The sequence below is a fragment of the Rufibacter tibetensis genome (assembly GCF_001310085.1).
Lineage (GTDB): Bacteria > Bacteroidota > Bacteroidia > Cytophagales > Hymenobacteraceae > Nibribacter > Nibribacter tibetensis.
In genome coordinates this window covers 397,060-418,091 of record NZ_CP012643.1, presented here as the reverse complement: position 1 = coordinate 418,091, position 21,032 = coordinate 397,060, and the positions used below count along the sequence as shown (strand labels likewise).

15 protein-coding genes are annotated in these 21,032 nt (G+C 46.3%); 4 read left to right on the top strand and 11 right to left on the bottom strand.

The window, feature by feature from the left end:
- Positions 1-2 precede the first annotated feature (2 nt).
- The 3 genes from DC20_RS01510 to DC20_RS23300 form a co-directional block, all read right to left on the bottom strand.
- Entirely contained in the window at positions 3-434 is a 432-nt protein-coding gene (locus DC20_RS01510) for a response regulator (protein ID WP_062542210.1), read from the bottom strand.
- 44 nt (positions 435-478) lie between these two features.
- Positions 479-1,174 (bottom strand): sensor histidine kinase, encoded by a 696-nt coding sequence (locus tag DC20_RS23305; RefSeq protein WP_245652284.1) that lies wholly within the window; start codon positions 1,172-1,174, stop codon positions 479-481.
- Positions 1,175-1,257: 83 nt separating this feature from the next.
- Positions 1,258-1,611, bottom strand: a complete 354-nt coding sequence (locus DC20_RS23300; protein ID WP_245652283.1) for a PAS domain-containing protein — start codon at positions 1,609-1,611, stop codon at positions 1,258-1,260.
- Positions 1,612-1,815: 204 nt separating this feature from the next.
- Here DC20_RS23300 and DC20_RS01500 point away from each other — a divergent pair, with 204 nt between their 5' ends.
- Positions 1,816-2,901 carry a PAS domain-containing sensor histidine kinase gene (locus DC20_RS01500; RefSeq protein ID WP_062542209.1) on the top strand — a complete coding sequence of 362 codons (1,086 nt, stop codon included), beginning with the start codon at positions 1,816-1,818 and terminating at the stop codon, positions 2,899-2,901.
- A gap of 640 nt (positions 2,902-3,541) precedes the next feature.
- A complete protein-coding gene (locus DC20_RS23165) occupies positions 3,542-5,890 on the top strand; it encodes a family 1 glycosylhydrolase (protein ID WP_062542208.1) in 2,349 nt (782 codons plus the stop codon).
- Positions 5,891-6,091: 201 nt separating this feature from the next.
- Here DC20_RS23165 and DC20_RS01490 read toward each other — a convergent pair whose 3' ends face one another.
- A complete protein-coding gene (locus tag DC20_RS01490) occupies positions 6,092-6,682 on the bottom strand; it encodes a hypothetical protein (RefSeq protein WP_062542207.1) in 591 nt (196 codons plus the stop codon).
- 466 nt (positions 6,683-7,148) lie between these two features.
- On the opposite strand from DC20_RS01490, the gene sppA reads away from it, so the two are divergent.
- Positions 7,149-8,918 (top strand): signal peptide peptidase SppA, encoded by a 1,770-nt coding sequence (sppA, locus tag DC20_RS01485; protein WP_062542206.1) that lies wholly within the window; start codon positions 7,149-7,151, stop codon positions 8,916-8,918.
- Positions 8,919-9,089: 171 nt separating this feature from the next.
- A complete protein-coding gene (locus DC20_RS01480; protein ID WP_062542205.1) occupies positions 9,090-9,908 on the top strand; it encodes a purine-nucleoside phosphorylase in 819 nt (272 codons plus the stop codon).
- A 261-nt stretch (positions 9,909-10,169) separates the two neighbouring features.
- Here DC20_RS01480 and DC20_RS01475 read toward each other — a convergent pair whose 3' ends face one another.
- From DC20_RS01475 to DC20_RS01445, 7 genes are all read right to left on the bottom strand, one after another.
- Entirely contained in the window at positions 10,170-11,006 is an 837-nt protein-coding gene (locus DC20_RS01475; RefSeq protein ID WP_062542204.1) for a DUF4249 domain-containing protein, read from the bottom strand.
- Positions 11,006-13,240, bottom strand: coding sequence for a TonB-dependent receptor (locus tag DC20_RS01470; RefSeq protein WP_083470410.1), 2,235 nt, complete (start codon positions 13,238-13,240; stop codon positions 11,006-11,008). The genes DC20_RS01475 and DC20_RS01470 overlap by 1 nt, the downstream gene beginning before the upstream one ends.
- A gap of 357 nt (positions 13,241-13,597) precedes the next feature.
- A complete protein-coding gene (locus DC20_RS01465) occupies positions 13,598-15,463 on the bottom strand; it encodes a M61 family metallopeptidase (protein ID WP_071885354.1) in 1,866 nt (621 codons plus the stop codon).
- Between the two features lie 310 nt (positions 15,464-15,773).
- Entirely contained in the window at positions 15,774-17,459 is a 1,686-nt protein-coding gene (gene asnB, locus DC20_RS01460) for an asparagine synthase B (protein WP_062542203.1), read from the bottom strand.
- Positions 17,460-18,069: 610 nt separating this feature from the next.
- On the bottom strand, positions 18,070-19,308 hold the full coding sequence (locus DC20_RS01455; protein WP_157593006.1) for a TolC family protein: 1,239 nt from the start codon (positions 19,306-19,308) through the stop codon (positions 18,070-18,072).
- A gap of 29 nt (positions 19,309-19,337) precedes the next feature.
- Positions 19,338-20,339, bottom strand: coding sequence for an HlyD family secretion protein (locus DC20_RS01450; protein ID WP_062542201.1), 1,002 nt, complete (start codon positions 20,337-20,339; stop codon positions 19,338-19,340).
- Entirely contained in the window at positions 20,336-21,010 is a 675-nt protein-coding gene (locus DC20_RS01445) for a DUF4956 domain-containing protein (RefSeq protein WP_062542200.1), read from the bottom strand. The genes DC20_RS01450 and DC20_RS01445 overlap by 4 nt, the downstream gene beginning before the upstream one ends.
- Positions 21,011-21,032 lie beyond the last annotated feature (22 nt).

Sequence of the window (21,032 nt, the reverse complement as noted above, 5' to 3'; positions counted from 1 at the left end):
GTTTACCTTAAAATTTCCTGGAGAACCTCTTTGGTAAGGGGTTTGGTAAGAAAACCTGCTACCGGGTACAGGGCGGCTCTTTCCTGGTCTCCGGGGCTAAGCGAACTGCTGCAGATGTATACCTTGGTTTGGCTCAGGTTTAACGCTTCTGTTTTGGTAGTTTCTTCTAAAAACTCAAAGCCATCCATGACAGGCATGCGGATGTCCAGAAAGATGATGTCAGGTAGCTTTTTATCTTCTGCGGCCACCAGGTCCTTTAGTTTGGTAATCGCTTCCAGACCGTTTTTGGCAGTAATGATTTCCTTTCCTATGCCGGCTTTCTTCAGGAGTATCTTAGACACGAAAATCCAGTTTTCATCATCGTCCACTACCATCACACTATCTGCCTTCTGTACTTTCTCTGGTTTTGCGTCTGCTGTGTCCTGCTCCTGCATTTCTCTAGGGTACTGAATATACTTTGTGTTAGACTAATAGGGAATTACATAGCAGCCTGAAGGTAGACCCTAAATGTAGTTCCTTCTCCTTCCTCGCTTTCCACCTCAATCTTTCCATCTGCGTTGTCTACTATCCGCTTTACCATGAAAAGACCCACACCAGTGCCCTCTACATGGTCATGGAAGCGCCGGAACATGGTGAACAATTGCTCCTGCTGTCTGGGGTTCATGCCAAGGCCATTGTCTTTTACCTGTAATACCACATAAGGTTCCTCTAAATGGGTAGTCACATGAACAATACAATCGCGTTCATTTGCCTGGTATTTGAGGGCATTGCTGAGGAGGTTATATAAAATGCTTCTGAAGTTCTTTTTAGAAAAGTTGAGCTGACGTACCTGGAAGTCGGTCTGGATAAAGCAGGCATTCTGGTTAGGGTAGTCAAAGTCAGCCATGATGTCTTCATACACGTCTTTGATGTTGGTGACAATCTCGGCGGCTTCCTCAACGGTGTCTTTCTGTAGCCGGCTGATTGCTGCCAGATCTTCAATAGTACGCTTAAAACGGTTCACTGAGTCCATTACCCGCTGCAAGACCTCTTTGGTTTCTTCTGAAAGGGCGTTTTCTTCCTTTAGTTTCTCTTCCAGATAGTTCATCAAGGCCTCTATGTTGGTGATAGGGGAGCGCAGGTCATGGGAGGCGGTATAGATGAAATTATCCAGGTCAAGGTTAATCCTTTCCAATTCATTGTTTTTGCGCTCCAGGGCATCTTGCTGCCGCTCGGCCAGTTTATCCCGCAGTTCCTTTTGCTTGGTGAGGTCTCCTGTTATTTTGGTGTAGCCAATGTGTTTTCCGTTTTCATCAAAATAGGGGTAAGGGTAACGGAGGCCCAGAAAAAGGACCCGTCTTTCTTTTTGCGCCAGTCTTCGGCTTCAAAAGACCCGTTTTGCAAAGCCGAATCTAACTCCTTTTCGGGGTAACCCGCTGCCTGGTACTCGTCAGGGTGCAGGATGCCATAAAACTGACCTATTATTTCTTCTTCGGTGTAGCCTTTCAACCGCTCTGCTCCCTTGTTCCAGGCGGTAATGATGCCGTTTGTGTCAGTGGCGAAAATTGCGTAATCTTTTACCTGGTTTACAAAAAAGGAGTTGATGCTGTCTGCAGAATAAATAGGGGACATAAGTGCTTAGCACAGCTAATAGTGCGTTTTTATCCCTTTTACTAAAAGCTTCATAGAAGGTTCGGGTTGCTTTCTTGAAAAGTATAACTCGCAGGCTTTCAGAATAAATACGCGCTAAGGATAAACTCTTATTTGCTTTTAAGTGTATATTTAACAAAATGGAACGGCCTTTTTGGATAACAGCGTTTCAGAATGCCTGTTCTTATGATTAATTCTCACGAGTTCTGTAAAGCTTTATTAGAGCAAACTGGTTTAAGTTTGTTTGCTTATGATACAAGCTCAGACAAATTCGTGTATCTAAGCCCCGCCTTCAGAAATATCTTCAAGCTGCAAAACGGCCAGTCAGATATTGCTGCCCTTCTGAAGCAGGTTCACCCCGATGACCAGAACCATGTGATAGACAACCTGACAAAAGTTAGGGAGCCTGGCATTTGTCAGGAAGTTGAGTTTAGGATTAAGTTGACGGGGCAAACAGAGCAGTGGGTGTGTCTTCGCCCCACGTTGCTGGAACAAAGCACCGGAGAGCGCTTTATCATAGGGCACGCCGAGGACATCTCTGTGCAGCGCAACTACAATGACAACCTCAAGAAGTTCTCCAACAAAAAGAATTCAGTTCTAAACATTCTTTCTCATGACCTGGCTGGGCCTATGGGCATGATCCATAGCCTTGCAGAATTACTGGTAGATCAATTAGGAGAGAAAGCCGATGAAGATGCCTTGGAAATTATTCGCTTGATTGACAAGAGCAGCCAGAACGGAACCCGCCTGATTCAGGAATTTATGAAAAAGGAATTTCTGGAATCTTCCCAGACAGAGGTAATTACCCGGCGGGTGAATCTGGTGGAAAAGTTCAGAGAGGTCATGGTAGAGTATAAAAGGGCAGAGGGAAAAACGTTACACGTGCAGGTTGACTTCACTGCCAACAAGGAGGAAATCTACGCACAGGTAGATGATATCAAGTTTATGCAAGCTATTGGTAACCTTATCTCCAACTCGCTCAAGTTTACACCAGACGGTGGAAACATCACCGTCAGTCTGGAAGAGGAAGAAAATCAAATTCTGATAAAAGTAGCCGACACCGGAATAGGCATTCCCAAACAATACCATGAAACTCTTTTTGAGGAGTTTACCAAGGCACGCCGCCCAGGGCTCAAAGGTGAGCCATCTGTTGGGTTAGGCATGTCCATTATCAAGACCATTGTGGAATGGCATAAAGGGCAAATATCTTTAGAGAGCGAAGAGGATAAAGGCACTACTTTCTATATAACCCTTCCCAAACATAGTTCTTGATTTTCAGGTACTTTTAGAAAATGGGCTTAAAGCTTACTTTTACAAAAGCTGAAATAACTAAGTCTATTAAGTAATACTTCCAGTTCTAACATAGGGTAAATTATTACCTAATTAGTCGTGCATCTATTTTTAATTGTTTCTGATTTTGCTTTTAAGGTCAATTTAATAAAAAAAAAATTAGTTAAATTTTCCGTTTTCTATTTTTTGATTGATTTATTTCAGAAGCATAATCTCAACCTAATCACTTTTTTAATTTCATTTTATTTAGAGGTATTTCCACAAAGCTACTCTTAAGCTTAAAACCTGCTTTTTAGTTGTTTTTAGAAAATAATGCATAAAATACCATGCAAGAGGCTTAATTACTTAGGTTGATTAGAGTAAATACGGTTTTTTAAGTGCATACCCTTATATTATTGAGGTTCTCCAACTATCCCTTTCTCCCTCGCGTAATTTTCTAAAACCGGTAAATTCCATATAGTAATTGCCGGTGCGAACTGTTTAAAATCACTGAACCTTATGGCTAATTGCAAATCATTCTTTGGTGAAAAACCAGGGATTTGCTGCCTATAAAACAATAGTAAATTTATCTAATGATATGATAGATAAGCTGTTGCGGAATTTGGGTTCAAATTTCTAAAATATGGAGAAAAGCGAAAATCTGAACCCTTGTTTCCCAGAAGTATGGGCGGGTTTGGAGTGTACCGTGAACCGGGTGGGTGATGATTACATGGACCAGATGCAATTAAACGGCCATGCCTTTCGGGAAGAAGACATTGCCTTGTTTGGCTCCATTGGGGTACATAAAATACGCTATCCGTTGCTTTGGGAATTAACCGCTCCCAACGGACCTGCCACCGCTGACTGGACCTGGGGAGACCGCCGCATGCAATTGCTGCAGGAACACAACATAACTCCTATTCTTGGATTGGTTCACCACGGCAGCGGCCCTATCCACACCAACCTGGCAGACCCCTCTTTTCCCGAGGGAGTAGCTGAATACGCTCGCGCCGTGGCAGAACGGTACCCCTGGGTTGAATACTATACACCCGTCAATGAACCGTTAACCACTGCCCGTTTCAGCGGCTTGTACGGCCATTGGTACCCGCACGGCAGAGACGGCAAAACCTTTGGCTTAACCTTATTGCACCAATGCAAAGCCACGGTGCTGGCCATGCGCGCCATTAGGGAAGTGAACCCTAACGCCAAGCTGGTGCAAACCGAGGATTTGGGAAAAACCTACAGCAGTCCGCTATTGGCCTACCAGGCCAAACTGGACAATGACCGAAGATGGGCTAGCCTGGACCTGCTCACTGGTACCCTTACGCCGGAGCACTCCATGTGGCAGTATTTCGTGAATAATGGTATTCCCGAGGAAGACCTGCAGTGGTTCAGAGACAATCCGTGTCCGCCAGATATCATTGGTATCAACCATTACCCTCCCAGTGAACGCTACATTGACGAGAACCTGGCCGGCTTTCCGGAGTGGACCCACGGCGGGAATGGTATTCACCAGTACGCCGACGTGGAAGCCCTGCGGGTAAAAACCGAAGACCCAGCCGGTTTCTATGCGGGCCACAAAGTCCTGTTGCGCGAAACCTGGGAACGCTATGGCTTGCCCATCTCAGTAACTGAGGTGCATATCTGCGGGGCCCGCGAAGAGCAGGTGCAATGGTTTAAGCACGTGTGGGATTCCTGCACCAATTTGAAAAAAGAGGGGGTAAACATTGTAGGCGTGGCAGCCTGGTCCTTGCTGGGTACCTTTGACTGGGTAAATCTGGTCACCCGGGCCGAAGGCTATTATGAGCCGGGCGTATTTGATGTACGCAGTGCGGTGCCAAGGCCCACTGCTCTGGCTAAGATGTTAACCAGACTGGCCAAGGGCGAGGAGTATGAACACCCCTTGTTTCACCTGCCGGGTTGGTGGCAGCGCCCAGACCGCTTCTTCTATCCGTTTAATGAGGAGGCCAAACACGCGGAGCTTTTCCTGAATCGCGAAGAAAGCCGGTTTGGCCGGGGTACCAAATCTGTCTGGCGCAACAACTGGAACCCCATTTATGAAACAGAAACCATTCCGGAAGGAGAGGGTCTCACAGAGAAAGAGGTGCGTCACCTGGAAGATACCACCCGCCCCATTCTCATCACAGGAGCCACTGGTACACTGGGCAGCGCGTTTGCCCGCCTTTGCGGCGACCGCCACATCCCGTACCGGTTGGTGAGCCGGAAGCAAATGAACATTGCTGATCCGTTTTCCATTGAACGGGCCATGAACTACTATAACCCGTGGGCGGTGATCAATGCGGCGGGCTACGTGAAAATTGATGAAGCCGAGGAAGATTGCGAGGCTTGCCATCTGGTCAACACGCACGGGGCCATGTTGCTGGCCGCCACTTGCCAGAAAAGAGGCGTGCAGTACCTGACTTTCTCTTCTGACCTGGTGTTTGACGGTTTAAAGCAGGAGCCTTACCTGGAGAGCGATGCGGTAAACCCTTTGAACGTGTATGGCAGGAGCAAAGCGCAGGCCGAGAAATACGTGCAGGACATGCACCCGGGAGCCTTGATTGTCCGAACCAGTTCGTTCTTCGGGCCTTGGGATGATGCTAACTTCCTGACTTCCATGATCAACCAACTGGCCAAAGGTAACACCTTCCTGGCCCCGGAAGACATCATCATCTCGCCCACTTACGTGCCCGACCTGGTAAACGCCTGCTTGGACATGTTGGTAGACGAAGAGCATGGCATCTGGCATTTGACCAACGAAGGCGAAATCTCCTGGGCTGACCTGGCGCGCAAAGCCGCCGAGATTGCTGGTCTGGACCCTAGATTAATCCAAGGATTTTTAGCGAATGAATGGCAGGGGCAACAGGCGCCCCGTCCAAGATACAGCGCTTTAAGCAGCGAACGGGGTCAAGTTTTGCCTGCCCTGGAGGATGCCCTGATGCGCTACGCTAACCGTATGAAATGGGCCAATAGAATTGCAGTCAATGCCTGATATCAAATTACAGGCCTGCCCCTGAAAAGACAATGTGTTTGATTGTGTTGTGTGTTGGTTTGGAAATACCCCTTCTGAAACAGGAGGGGTATTTTTGTGATCAGCTAAGCTAGGTTCTGCCTGATGCTTATGAAATGTGCAGGCGCTTTGTTGTTTAGGGCCAGTTATACAGAAAGGGGGCGTAAAACGACTGCAAGAGCACTACTCTTTTTCTTTATCCTTCAGCCAGTAGCGCACCCCAAAAGACAAACTCATGATATTGGGGTATCCTGGCACAAAAGAGGTAGAGAAGTCTACCCGGTCAGAGAGGCGGTAATTGTACTCAAACTCACCGGCGTACCAGATCATCTTGTACTGCCATTTATCGGATGGGTCACCCCCAAAAAAAGAGGTGGAGAAATTGTAGCCCTCCAGTTCAGACCAGTTGCGGCGATATACCAGGGTAGGGCCAAGGCCGCCGTTCAACGAGTGCCGGCCAATCTGGAAAATCACCGCTCTTAAGCCCAAGTGGGTAAAACCTGCGAAGCGCATGGCGCAGTCGGCGTAAAAGGCCTGAATGGCTTTCAGTGAGAACTTGTCCTGCACAAAGTATTGCTCATAAGATACGCTGCCCCCCACGTTTAAAACCAGGTAGCCTTTACCATCTGGGTTGAGGGGCATCAACTCGGCATTGTCATCACCTTTGGGGTGCAGGGTAAGGCCAAAGTATTTGACACTCAGGTTCCGTTTGTATTGAGCCTGCGCAGAGAAAGAGCCAAGGAGTGTGAGCGCAAGTAATAACCATTTGTTCATGTTTCTCTCTATACGGTGGAGCGGCTTTTTTGCTTCCTTTTAGAAAAGAACTCCCAAAAGAGTGCTGTTCGCTTTTAAGACAGGGCTTATACTAAAAGAACTACTTTTAAGTGTATCTACTAAATATCAGCCTCCCTTTTCTTAGAAGAGTTCAGGTGCCTTTTTCAGAGTATTCAGGCAACTTGATCAACCAGTCTTGACCTAATTTCTAGTAACATCAGAAAACAAAGGTAGTATCTGTCAGTTCTTTTAGGAGGTAAGTAGTATAAATGGTTTTCGGCCCTTCATTAACCCAAGTATTGAGTGCAGCATCCACACTTGAATCATCTGCCTATCCGTGCTTACCCTGTTTTTTTGGAAAGAATAAGTGGAAGTTAAAGTTTTTGTAAGTATTCTCGTTACTTTTCGACTAATGTACCAACATGACAGCCTAGTGTTTTAGGGCTGAGTTTGATTAAAATTTAATATGCGACAATTCTTGAAGTTTGTGCTGGCCACTATGGTGGGGCTGGTTTTATTTATGATTCTGGGCTTCGTCATTTTGCTGGGCATTGCGGCGGTGGCGTCTTCCAGTGACGAGGTGAGTATTGCCGAAGGCTCTGTTCTGGAAATCAAGTTGAGCCAACCGGTGGTGGAGCGGGCACCCCGCAGTCCGTTCGCTGAGCTGGGCATAGGAGATATGTTCGGGGAGCAGGGCATTGGTCTGGATGAGATCAAATCATCCATCAAAAAGGCCAAGGCTGATGAGAACATCAAAGGGATATTCCTGAACCTTGATTTGCTGCAGGCCGGTATGGCCTCTGTGGAGGAAATCAGAAATGCGTTGCTGGACTTCAAAAAGTCTAAAAAGTTTGTGGTGGCTTACAGTGAATTCTCCACGGAGAAAGCCTATTACCTTGCTTCAGTGGCCGACCGCTTTTACCTAAACCCGCAGGGTGCCCTTGAACTGAACGGCCTCAGCTCAGAGGTGATGTTCTTTAAGGGTACTTTGGAAAAACTGGACCTACAGCCTTACATCTTCAAAGTAGGGGAGTACAAGAGCGCCGTGGAGCCTTTCATTCTGGACAAGATGAGCGAGCCCAGCCGCGAGCAAACGGCTTCTTTCCTGAATTCATTGAATGACTTCATGCTGAAGAACATTGCCACTTCCCGCAAGAAAGGCTTCGCAGACCTGAAAAACATCTCAGACTCTATGCTCGTGCACAATGCAGATGATGCGTTGCGTCTGGGGTTGGTGACGCACCTGGGGTATTATGACCAGGCCACCAGCTTCATGAAAAGTAAAACGGGGGTAAAGCAAGACAAAGAACTGAAACTGGTAAACCTGGGTACCTACAAAAAAGCCGCAGACCCCACCAAGAGCTCTGGTTCTTCTTCTAACCGTATTGCGGTGATCTATGCTTCCGGCGACATTGTGGGTGGCAAAGGCGATGATGAGTCCATTGGCGGACAAGGCATGTCAGAAGCCATCAGAAAGGCACGTTTAGACAAAAATGTAAAGGCAGTGGTGTTGCGCATCAACTCACCGGGCGGAAGCTCCCTGGCCTCAGACGTGATCTGGCGTGAGGTGATGCTCACCAAAAAAGTAAAACCTATCATTGCCTCTATGTCTGATGTGGCGGCCTCTGGTGGGTATTACATTGCCATGGCCTGTGATACCATTGTGGCGCACCCTACCACCATTACCGGTAGCATTGGCGTGTTTGGTATGATGGTGAATTCTGAAAATTTCCTCAAAAACAAATTAGGCATCACCACTGATCGCGTGAAAACCGGTAAATTCTCTGATGTACCCACCGTAACCAGAGCCATGACTCCTTATGAGAAAATGCACATCCAGCGGGAAGTGGAGCGCATTTATGATGACTTCACCACCAAGGCCGCTCAGTCCAGAAACATGCCGGTAGCTGACCTTCGGAAAATAGCCTCAGGAAGAGTTTGGTCTGGAATTGAAGCCAAGCAGCGCGGTCTGGTAGATGTGTTAGGTGGAATGGACCAGGCTGTTGCCATTGCTGCCAGAAAAGCCAAGTTGAAAGAAGGAGAGTACCGCCTGCGTACCTTGCCAGCCCAAAAGTCTTTTATGGAGAACCTGTTCTCTGATGCTGAAACCCAGATGAAAACATACACTTTAAGAGAAGAACTGGGTGACATGCTGCCGTATTATCAGCAGTACAAGCGTGTAATGCAGATGCAGGGCATACAGGCCCGCTTGCCGTTTGAGATTGAGATTCAGTAAATTTGTAAACATTTAACTTACTTCAAAAGGCTGCCCAAGGGCAGCCTTTTTGTTTTTGCTCCGTTCAAGCCAGCAGTTTTACCATTTTTTTACGACCTTGCCGCTCACCTTATGAACCCGTTTAGAAGCCTTTTTCCAAAAACAGCCTCTAAACAATTACCTTAAAAAACTATGATTCAAAACCTGCAGGAAACCGCAGAGTATATCCGTCGGAAGACAAATGAATACCAGCCTGATTTCGGGATTGTGTTGGGCACCGGCTTGGGCGCTTTGGTCCATGATATAGAAGTAGCCTTTAGCCTTGACTATTCAGACATTCCGCACTTTCCGGTGTCAACGGTAGAAAGCCATTCTGGTAAGCTTATTTTTGGTGAGTTGGGAGGCCGAAAGGTGGTGGTGATGCAAGGCCGGTTCCATTACTACGAAGGCTATACCATGGAGCAGGTGGTGTTCCCGATCAGGGTAATGAAGTTACTGGGCGTGCAGAAGCTGTTCGTGAGCAACGCAGCCGGTGGCATGGACCCTGACTTTAATACCTCAGACCTAATGGTGATTACAGACCACATCAACCTGCAGCCTACCAATCCCTTGATCGGCAAAAACCTGGACGAACTGGGGCCTCGTTTCCCAGACATGAGCGAGCCTTACAGTGAACACATGGTGCAACAGGCGCTGGATGTTTCAATTCAACATGGGTTAAACGTAAGAACCGGGGTGTACGCCAGCGTACCCGGCCCTATGCTGGAAACAAAGGCAGAGTACCACTACATCAGGACTATTGGCGCAGATGCTGTAGGTATGAGTACCGTACCTGAGGTAATAGCCGCCGTGCACATGGGCATGCCGGTGTTTGCCGTCTCCGTCATCACCGACCTTTGCGTACCGGGTAAAATCAAAAAAGTAGTGCTGTTGGATATTCTGGAGGCCGCCGCCAAGGCAGAGCCTAACATGACTCTGCTCATCAAAGAACTGATCAAGCGGCAGGACTGAGAGAAGTTCTAAGTTATTCCTATTTGTCCTCCTGAAAGGATCTTGTGGGCGAACTGGTCAACTGTTTGCCCCAGCGCTTCTAGAAAGCCTTTTCTTTGCAAGCAGTTTTCATAAAATAGGCTCAGAACATTTTGCCCAAAACAGCATCTGCCTGGGAATAAACTCCAAGGCCGATGCTGTTTTAAAACTTTTTGCTGATTTCTGTTTTACGGCTACTTTCCTGAATAATAGTCGCAAAGCAGCCACTTTTCAGGGCAGACTTTACTTGATGATTAGCTCCTTAGAGGTGAAGTTCAGAAAGGTGAATACGCCAAACCCACCGGCAACGGTAGACTTGATGGTGACAGGCTGCGCAAAGGGGTTTCCGTTGGCTCGGCGCGCATCTTCCACGCTGCTCACAAAATCAGAATAGGCTTTTTCTAAGTGAAACAGTTTAATGGTCAGGGTGTCGTTGCGGTCAAAGCGGTAGGTAGTGGTGTAAGTAATCTTTTGGCCGTTGCGTAACCGATCATCTATCTCAGCGTCTAATTGGCTGTCAACGCCTACGCTGTCCTTTTTATGCGCCAGAAGGCGGTAGAAGTTTTTTACGGCTTTATCGTCCTGCCAGCGAACCATCAGGTAAGCTTCCTGGCTTTCTGCGGGTTTGTCATTGAATTTATAACCGGCACTGTCAATGGGTACTGCGGGCAGAACAGTGGTAGAGCCGGTAATTCTTCTTCCTTTAGGGTCTGTGATTACAAGTTTAAAAACATCGCCTGGCACGGCCCGCACTCTCCGGCGGTTGTAGTGAGTGAAGACCTTTTCATTTTCCTCATCTAAAATAAGCGTGTCTTTCAGCACCACTGGTTCCTCGTTGTTTTTGGCAATGGTGACGGTGGCTCCTGTCACAATAAGGGCCTCAGGTCCCGCAAAATAGCTGGACGATTCAGACAGCGACAACTGCATGGGTTCATTGTTGGTTAAGTAACATTCTACCACCATCTGCGGCACTGTTGGGGGTAACTTGACCAATATCTCCTGTTCCATGTCACAGGAAGAAAGCAGACCAGTCAGTCCCAAAAAGATCAGAAGGGGAGTATAGATAAGGCGTGCGCGCATCAGAATTTGAAGTTATAGGTAATGGAGGGAATAACCGGAAACAAAGAAACCTGTTTGGCCACGAAGCCGGTAATCTGGTTTGATTCCTCGTTTTTGAGGGTTTCAAAGTAGACGAAGTATGGGTTACGACGGTTATAAGCGTTGTACACGCTGAAGGTAAGGTCTGCACTGCCGCGTTTCGGCCGAAGCTTGTACACCAAGCCCAAATCCAGGCGGTGGTATGCAGCCAACCGGAACGAGTTACGGTCTGGGTACACCGGAATCACGGTATAATCTTCACCCGGCACATCTTGGAAGATGAAGCGTTGTACGGGCAAAGAATACGCATTTCCGGTTCCGTAGACAAACGTAGCCGTGGCACTGATGCGCCTGCTTACCTCCTGAATGCCTACTATTGACAGGTCATGGCGACGGTCAAAGCGGGTTGGGAAAGTCCGGCCTTCGTTGATGTCCGGGAAGGTGCGGTTGGTCCAGGAAAGGGTGTAGCCAATCCAACCGGTGGTTTTGCCTTCTTTCTTCTCCACATAGAATTCCTGGCCGTAGCTGTCGCCGGTACCAAACACAAACTCATCTTCCAGTTCAGTATTCCCGAAAATCTGGGCGCCATCTCGTAAGTCCAGCTGGCGATTCATTTTCTTGTAGTAGGCTTCGGTACTGAACAGGTATTTGTCTTTGTACAGTTTGGTAAGACCCAGGGTAAACTGGTCAGAACGCTGAGGCTTCACGCCGGGGCTGGACGGGTACCAGATGTCCGTAGGCAATGAGGCACCTGAATTGGAGATCAGGTGCACGTACTGGAACATGCGGGTGTAATTGGCCTTCAGGGTAAGCGTTTCAGAGAGCCGGTAACTGGCCGCAGCTCTGGGCTCAATACCCAGAAAGTTTTTGCCGTTGTTCAGGAAACCCGACAAACGCAGGCCGTAGCTCAAGGTGAATACCGGGTTAAAGGACCAATCGTCAGAGACGTAAACTCCATACTCCTGCCCGCGGTAGGTATTGCCAGCCGCCACGTTCACAGAGCCGTCCTGGCTGTTAGCTTCCAGTCTGCCTACTACAAACCGGTGGTTTGTCACGGCCCCGCCAAACCGCAGGTGGTGCTTTTCTGAGGAGATGTATTCAAAGTCAGACTTCAGGGTGAGGTCTGTGATGTTGGAAGTAAGGTTGAAGGAGTAAATGTCCAGCTCGTTTTTGATCTCGTACTCGTAGTTAGACACCGAAAAGGTGGTGTTTACGAAAAAGCGGGGCGAAAACTGGTGCACCCACCTGGCCGAGCCTACTTTGTTTCCCCAATTGAAATTGAAGTTAAAGTTCTCGTCATTGAAGGTAAAGAAGTCACGGCCGAAGTACCCGTTCAGGAAAAGACGATCGTTGGCGCCCAGTTCAAACGTAGCTTTGGCGTTAAAATCATGGAAGTAATAGTCTGGGATGGGGCTCCAATCAGGATCATTTTCCTTTGCTTTGTTGATCATGCGGGTGAACACGTCCACGTAGGTGCGGCGCCCTGAAATAAGGAAAGAGGACTTGTCTTTCTGGATAGGACCTTCAACCGTAAGCCGGGAAGCGATCAAGCCAATCCCGCCGGAAACATCGTTTTCTTTGCGATTACCCTCGCGCAATTTTACATCAAGTACGCTGGAAAGCCTACCGCCAAATTGCGCTGGAAAGCCACCTTTGTACAGCTCCACACCCCGCACCGCATCTGGGTTGAACACACTAAAGAAGCCAAATAAGTGACTTGGATTGTACACCAGGGCATCATCTAACAACACCAGGTTTTGGTCATTGCTACCACCCCGCACAAACAAGCCGCTGCTGCCTTCTCCACCGCTCTGAATGCCTGGTTTCAGCTGCAGGGTTTTAATGATGTCTACCTCGCCAAACAATGCCGGTAAAAGTTTCGCCTCACGGGAAGAAAGCGTTTCCATGCTCATTTGAGGCGTGGAAAGGCGCTCCTGAAAGGAGTTTCGTTCAGATTCTACCACCACTTCATTTAACTTGTTGGTGACTTCCTGCAGTTCTACATTTAACCGGGTAGTGCGCGTAAGTACCACTTCCTGGGTCAAGGTCTGGAACCCGATGTAGGTAAACTGAATCTGGTACGTGCCCGGAGCCAGCCGCAACGTATACACGCCGTTGGTATTAGTTTCTACGCCATTAATGGTGCCCGCCACCGACACACTCGCCCCAATCAGGACCTCGCCGGTAGCCGCAGAACGGAGGGTTCCTCCCAGCATAACCCGGTCTTGTGCCTGGGCCAATGAAAAAGGGAGGAAAAGGAAAAGGAAAAGCAATACGTATAAAAAGAGTGGCTTTCTTACTGGCCACTGCCATGATTTATGTGGGTAGAGATGATACACGCTGATGAGGTCAGATTTAAAACATAACGCCTTTACCTGCCTATATGTTTTCAAGGGCTGGGCTACGCTTTTGAAAGTTACTATTTTAAGTTATTTGTTAGAACAGGCGGGTTGTCAGGAAAAGAGTCGCATACCTTATTCAGCTATTGACAGAGTAGGCCAACAAGATAAAGCCCGTTTAGAGGCTGTTTTCTTAAAACTGCTCCTAAACGGGCTCCATTGTTCAAGTGACTTTTAAAGGTTAGAATACAGCCAGGCCTCTCTTAAGGCTACTTGGGCAGGGGTGGCGTTAGGGTCTGGGGTGAGCAAGTGAGAAACGGTTTCCTCAGCAGCCGTCAGGTTTGCTTTTAGCACCACAGGTTTCACAGTGCCGTTCGCGTCTTTCCGGCCTACAGTTACAGATATAGGAGTTCCTTCTTTGGTATTCATCACGTGCTTGTTGATGAGGTCTGTGGCGTTGCGCAGGTTCAGGTCTTCGCCATTGATCTGCCACAACTGGTCACCGGCTTTGTACCCTAATTGCTTGCCAAAGGCGTTCAGGTTTTCTACGCTGGCCACCATCAGGTGCCCTGATGCCTGGTCATAGCCAATGGTAGGCCGACCCAGGGAAATGCGTTTCTGTACCCCCGTAGGTTTATAGGTAATGCCCACTTTCTGGAACAGCTCAGTGTACGGCAATGGCTCAGTGCCTTCTACGTACCGCTTGAAGAAGTCCCGGATCTCAGGAAAGGTAAGGGCGGTGATCTTGTCAAACAGCTCCTCGTCTTTGAACGACTTGTCTTTCCCGTAGGTCTGGCTCAGGTCCTTCATGAGGTTCCGGAGGCCATATTTCCCACTAGAGAGTTCACGCAACCGTATGTCCAGTGCCATTCCAATGAGGGCGCCTTTTTGGTAAACGTTGCCGTACTGTTTCTCATGCTTGTCTAGCGCGCCTAAGCTAAGCTCCGTAAAAGCCAGTGCATCATCGTACTCCTGTTTGGAGGCGATGATCTTGCTTCTAAGCTCAGAAAGGAAATCAGGCAGTTCTACCAATTTCTGGTTTACCTGCACGTGGTGGGCAAAGTACTCGGTAACACCCTCGTACATCCAGAGGTGCTTTGACATTTTAGGGTTGCTAAAATCAAAGTTCCCGATCTCTTCTGAGTGGATGTTCAACGGCGTTACAATATGAAAGAACTCGTGCGCCGAGATGTTCTGTACCTGCTCTGCCAGCATGGCCGGGGGCATTTCAGGGAAGTAATACACCGAGGAGTAAGAGTGTTCCAGGGCCCCGTAAGAACCGGTACGGTTGGGTTTGTTGTCTATATATATAAGGAAGGCATATTTGTCTACCGGCAAGGTGCCGCCCAAGTAGGTTCTTTGTGCTTCCAGAATAGGTTTGATGTGCTGGGCCAGGTCCTTAGAACGGGCTCCGCCACCGGCAGCGTAGGTAGAGATCAGCACATCGGCATTGCCCACCTTCAACATGGCTGTGTCTGGACGGCTGTACAGCATAGGCGCATCTACCAGGTCATTGTAGTTCTGGAGCAGGTAGGTGTCTGAGGTGGGGGTGGAGTTGGTGGCGCGCAACGGCGTGGCTCCATAAAAATCTTTTGGCTTGTTGACCGTGATCTGGTAAGGCGCTTTGGTCATATTGGCGAAGTACCCAAAGAACCCGTGGGTATTGATCAGGAACACTTTGCCTTCTTCAATGTCTGTAGCAGCGGGCTCAAACACGATGTCTTCTTTCTTAGGGGTATCCCAGGTATCATCTACCAGGTACGTCAGGCGGGCCAGCTTTTTGGCTTTCTTTATTTTCCAGGTGTTTTGGTCTAAACGCTCCACATCCAGCTTTTTGCCTTTTTTGTCAAAGGCATTGAAATCAGAAACGAACTTCCCGAAATCATAAACGGCATAGGTGCCCGGCACCATTTTAGGCATGTGGTACAGCACTTCGTCTTCTTTGAATTCAGGTGTGACGAGCGTTACCAGCAGTTTGTCATCTTTTGGCTTGGTAAGGTCAACAGAGAACTTGTACGCGGGCTTGGCGTCATTCTGTGCCAGCAAGGGGGAGTGCAGGAGAGCGGCAAACGCCAGGGCCGCCAGAGATTTTTTAAGCATATGGTTTTAAATATCTGAGAATGCTAAGAAAACGAAAGTTATCGGGTTTAGGTGCTTTGGGAAGAAGATTCCTGTTATAAGTAAGGCTGAACCGGGTTCTTTCGCTTATGAGTTTGTCGTGAGTTTTAGAGAAAACTTACAAGAACTGTGTTTTGCTTGGCTTGACTTTCAAGCCTGTTTTCTGAAAACTGTTGCCTAAACACCTTACGTTAACTTCTTTCCTGTTTTACAGAAATACCAAAATCAAAAGCCCCACCTGCTCTTTACAGGTGGGGCTTTTGATTTTGGTATTAAATCTGAGAAAATAGGTCTATAACACCACTTCCTCTTTTTTGTAAGCATCTGCGTGCACGTTGGCTACCGCTCTGCCCGATGGATCGTTCATATTGCGGAAAGACTCATCCCAGGCCAATGCAACTGGTGAGCTGCATGCCACAGATGGCACAGACGGTACAGACAGAGCGGCTGCATCACTCGGGAAGTGCTTCGCGAAGATGGAGCGGTAATAGAACTCCTCTTTGCTGGTCGGCGGCTGAATGGGGAAGTACTCGCTAGCATTGGCCAGTTGCTCATCGCTCACTTTCTTACCCACCATTTCCTTGAGAGTGTCAATCCAGTTGTAGCCTACGCCGTCAGAGAACTGCTCTTTCTGGCGCCAAGCCACGCTGGCAGGTAGGTAATCTTCAAACGCCTTGCGCAGCACCCATTTCTCCATCCGCTCGCCGTTGATCATCTTATCCTGCGGGTTAATGCGCATGGCCACGTCCATGAACTCTTTGTCCAGGAACGGTACGCGTCCTTCTATGCCCCAGGCGGCTAAAGACTTGTTTGCGCGCAGGCAGTCGTACATATGGAGCTTGTCCAGTTTGCGGACGGTTTCTGCATGCAGTTCCCGGGCGTTGGGTGCTTTGTGGAAGTACAGGTACCCCCCAAAGATTTCATCAGAACCCTCACCAGACAAGACCATCTTAATGCCCATTGACTTAATGGCTCGTGCCATCAAATACATAGGTGTAGAAGCCCGAATGGTGGTCACGTCGTACGTTTCCAGGTGGTAGATCACATCTTTGATCGCGTCTATCCCTTCCTGGATAGTGAATTTAATCTCGTGGTGCACGGTGCCTAAATGATCGGCTACTTTCTGGGCGGCAGCCAAATCTGGCGAACCTTCCAGTCCAATGGCGAATGAGTGCAGCTGTGGCCACCAGGCATCTTCCTGGTCATTGCTTTCAATGCGCTTCTCAGCATATTTTTTAGCAACCGCGGAGGTGATGGAAGAATCCAACCCGCCAGAAAGCAACACACCGTAAGGCACATCGCTCATCAATTGGCGGTGCACGGCGGCTTCCAGGGCTTCTCTCAGTTCCTGGATGCTGGTCTGGTTCTCGGCTACGTTTTTGTATTCCATCCAATCACGGTCATACCATTTCTGGAAACCTTCTTCCTGGCTGGAAAGGTAATGACCCGGAGGGAAAAGCTGTATTTTAGAGCACTTGCCTTCCAATGCTTTCAGTTCTGAAGCCACGTAGAACGTGCCGCTCTCGTCCCAGCCAATGTACAGCGGAATGATACCCATGTGGTCACGGGCAATGAGGTAGGCGTCGTTCTCTACGTCATAGATGGCAAACCCAAAGATGCCGTTCAGGTCATCTAAGAATTTGGTGCCTTTTTCTTTATAGAGGGCTAAAATGACTTCACAGTCAGATTTAGTCTGGAAATTATAATTGATGGTAAGCTGATCGCGCAGTTCTAAGTGGTTATAAATCTCGCCATTGGCAGCCAGTACCAGTTGGCCATCTTCGCTAAACAAAGGCTGTTTGCCTGAGGTGGGGTCTACAATAGCCAGGCGCTCATGCGCTAAAATGGCTTTCTCATTGCTGAATATCCCGCTCCAATCCGGACCACGGTGCCGGATACATTTAGCCATTTCTAATAACTGAGGACGTAACGCCTCAGCAGACTCTTTTAAATCGAAAGCACAAACAATTCCACACACAATACTTGAACTTTAAAATTGACGATTAACAAATATCGCATGATTGTTTAAGATTCAAAGCGATTTTGTTAATATTTTAGAATAATACTTGAAAAATAAACAAGCTTACGGGTGTTTGGATGAATAGTTGTTCTAGGTGTGTAGTAAGTGTTTGAAAATTTGCTAGTGAACTCCAGTAGAAATTTAAAATTCTAAGTTTAATCGCCCGCTAAGAGTGTGAGATTGTAATTAGAGATGCTGTTGAAGTATTTAAATTGGAAGGCAGAGGTTTACAGGCCGTTTTCTGAAAAGGGAGGCTAAAACAAGTTATTCGCTCCGCAGAGATTTAACGGGGTCCAGTAGCGCGGCTCTGGCTGCCTGTAACCCGACGGTTGTTACGGCAATGGCCAAAGAAACAAATCCTGCCACCAGAACAAGCCAAGGGCTTAGGTTCACCTGATAGGCAACGTCCTAGAGCAAGTTTCGCATGCCGTACCATGCCACCATGACAAAACTGAAGTTAGCTTCTACTATGTTTTGCATCCATCTTGTATCAAACCTAGGATGTTTATTTAATTTCTGTAGGTAGATTGTGCTGGTTTATTTTTTTGATTGGATTAAAATGTGATGATTATAAGGCGGCTTGTATTGGTAGTAATTGATTATGAAGATAATTTATTAATGGTTTCTGGTTAAGCAGATCAATAGTAGATAAGAGCTTGATATAAGATTGGTAGATTTCATTTTTTAATTCAAGTTGTCTCTTTTTGAGTTTAAATATTTGAGCATTAAGCTTCAGTTTGATCAAAGGGTTGTTTTGGGTTAAATTATTTACAGTTCCAAATGTATTTGTTTCATTATAGGGCTTTATGATCATTTCTAATTTTTGATGTCGATCAAGACTATTCGCAAGTATGTCCAATAATGTTTTTACCTCTTCTTCCGCAATTTGCTTTTCCAATGTAAATTCACTTTGAGCTTCTAAGATGTCGAGCTTTCTTTCAGCCATGTTCCCTTTATTAGGATTAAATAGGGGTATGTTTATGCCCATAGAAATACCGAGCGGTCTTTTGCTTTCGTCTAGAAGCCTGTATGGCATATATTCCGTTTGGAAAAATCCTAAATTGATATTGTTCTTTTGAAGAGCATATTCATGCTCAGCTAACAAAATTTTTCCACGCCGGTAAGCCAGTCTGGTGGAAAACATAGAAGTATTTTTTAGGCTATCTACAAGGTGTTTTAGCTGTGGTAATGAAATTAAAATTTCATATGTCCAGTCAGAACCTGTTTGTAAAGTAGTGGTAGTCTGAGCCCTTCTTATATCTTCTTTTTTCTGCGCTATTTTAAATTCAAAACTTTCAATATCTGTTTGCTCCTCCATTTGCTCCAATTTGAGTTCCAGAAATTCTTCGGGATCAAATGAGGAGGATACTTTTTGCCTTTCCAGAACAGATATTCTGTTTTCAGTATTTTGCATTGCCGCTTTCCAAATGGTGCGCATTTCGTTAAGAAATATCAAATCGAGTACTAGTTGGTAGCGTTTTTCTAGAAGAGCTTTAAAAGTAAGTTCTTTTTGTAATGACAGTACTATTTGCTGAGAATTGAAAACAAGATTGTTTTTTTTGACCTCCCAAGGGTTAGAGGGACTAATGCGCAAGCCATATTGTCGTTCACCCGAGCCAAGTTCGTTATTTTGTGTACGTAGTTCAATTTGGCGTATTGGAGCTAATCTGTAGTGTCCCTTGCTTAAATAATCAAGTTGATTTGTATAAAGATCTAATTCAGGGTCTTGCACGGCAGAGCCAAGAAAATTTTCTATACTTGCCTGGCCGTTACTAACTGTTACAATGAGTGCTAGTGCTAAGGTCAAGTATATGCTTTTTATGGTAATCAAACGCATCATTTTATTAAAACCTTTTCACCTATGGTAAACTGATTTTCTTCGGGTATTTTAATGAAGACCTGTCTGCCAAATGACTTGATAGCGGTAGCTTTTTGTAATAGTTCTGGCAACTCTACTACAGCTCCAAAGCCTATAATTTCCCCAGTAGCTTTGATGTTTTTATGCTCGTAGGAGGTGATGTTTACTTCCCCTCCAATTGGGGTCTCGCGACCTTTTGCCCCCACCATGTATCCTACAATAGAACTTGGATGAATAGGATTGATAGATATGATTGAGGAGTAGGCTTCTATTTGTTCACCAGGTTTAACAAAAACACTTTCTACAACACCATTGAAGGTGGCATATTTGTTAAGTTTCTTTTTTTCAATTAACATCAATTCCAATTCCTGCTCTTTCAAAGAGATTTCATTGTCAAGTACCAATAGTTCGGCAGCATTATCTTTTAATAACTCATTCATCTTTATGCTGATTGCCCGGTGATGAAGATTGCTTTTTTCTTGCAGTGATTTCAATTTAAGTTGATGAGGGTTGGATTCATCTGGTTCTTCATATTGGGTTTTTGGTGTTGAAAACTGCTCAGTAAGTTTGCGGTTTAAGATTAATTCAGAATTTATCTGCTGAATTTCAGACTGCAGTTCCTCTTGCTCAATACCTTCCTCTGCTTGTAGATAATCAATTTTGGATTGAACTAGGGCAGCCTTCTCCACCTTTTCCTTTTTCATAGCTGCTATCCTGGTTTGTAATTTGATAATGTCCATCTCCAAAAGGTCATTTTCCATTTGTACTAACAGGTCACCAGTTTTTATTTCTTGTCCTGGTACAACTAAAATACTTTTGATCAATCCGGGTTTTTCAGAATTAATGTTATAAACCTTAGCGTCTGTAATGCCTATACTAGTGCCCGAACTCCCCTTGAAAAATTTAAAATTGATAAATAGCATCCCTAAAAAGAGAGCTATAATGAAAAGGTAAAAGCCACTTATTCCTTGTTTGTTCACGATTGGTTATAATTTTCAGTATAGCTAATTTTTAATTGGATGACACCTTCTATTTTACTTAATTCTTCAGCAATCTTAATCTTTTGTTCAGAGTTATGTAGTGCGATCAGATACTCATAGCTTGTCCCCTTTTTAGGGTTGGCAGAGATATTGATCAAACTGTTTTCTTTACAATTTAGCTTAAGAATATCTTGGAGTGAGGCTAAGCTATCATTATTCGACAAGGTGAAATTGAGCAGAAATTTTGGACCGTCACCTCTGTAGCGAGAGAAGTGTAGACCAGTTGCTGCGCCACAAAATACAAAGGTTCCGGCAAAAGCAGTAGTGTAACCGTAAACTCCTATGCATATACCTGTGCTTAGCGCAGCAAATAAGAAAAGGACATTTCTGGGGTCATCAATACGAGTTCTAAAACGGATAATAGACATTGCACCAAAAACGCCTAACCCTCTGGCAAGGCTATCTCCAATGGCCATCATAACCATTGTTGTGATAATGCCTCCCAAAACCATGGATTGGAAGAAATTTTTAGAATAGTTATCTCCTTTGTAGGTTAGTCTGTGGGTAATGGCAATTATTGATGATAATAAAAAAGCCCATATTAAAGCATATATAACATTGATTAAGGGTGGGTACTCATAACTGGGCTGATCTGGGAAGATATCTAACATAAATTGTCAGGTAGTAATGGTT